Source organism: Pseudoalteromonas sp. CO348 (assembly GCF_004208845.1).
In the GTDB taxonomy this organism is placed as follows: Bacteria; Pseudomonadota; Gammaproteobacteria; order Enterobacterales; family Alteromonadaceae; genus Pseudoalteromonas; species Pseudoalteromonas maricaloris.
Genome location: NZ_SGPI01000058.1, coordinates 1 through 531, shown reverse-complemented (window position 1 = coordinate 531; position 531 = coordinate 1). Strand labels below are relative to the sequence as shown.

General features: G+C 37.7%; 1 rRNA gene. It reads right to left on the bottom strand.

What is annotated here, in order from left to right:
* A 16S ribosomal RNA gene (locus tag EXT48_RS23540) occupies window positions 1-70 on the bottom strand; the annotation flags it as partial.
* Window positions 71-531: the final 461 nt, after the last annotated feature.

Sequence of the window (531 nt, the reverse complement as noted above, 5' to 3'; positions counted from 1 at the left end):
ACCGCTCGACTTGCATGTGTTAGGCCTGCCGCCAGCGTTCAATCTGAGCCATGATCAAACTCTTCAATTAAAAGTTTTTTGAAGCCTAAGCTTCATGCTCAATGAATTCTGATTGTTTGTTTCTACTTTTCAAAAAAGTAAAATCAAAACGAATTGACTATATAGTCACTCAGTTACAATTGAGACTCTAAATTTGTTTGCGTCATCTAGCGAACTAGAATCTGCTGTTAGAACTCAATCTGTACGAGTGCCCACACAGATGATTGCTTCATATTTTTAAAGAACATTTCGAAACATTTCGTTGTTTCGAGGGATGTGCATTCTAAGCATCCCCGATTTTTTGTCAACACTTAATTTTGAATTTCTTGAGAAGAAGTTTCTAACTTAAGTTTTACTTGACGCTAACCCGTTGATACTTTGCTTTTCAGCGTAGTGCCCCGTGTCAGTGGGGTCGCATTATAGGGCGATCCGATTTTAGTGCAACCCTTTTTTTAAAGAAAATTGCGAAAAAACGTTTGTTCGAGCAAAAAT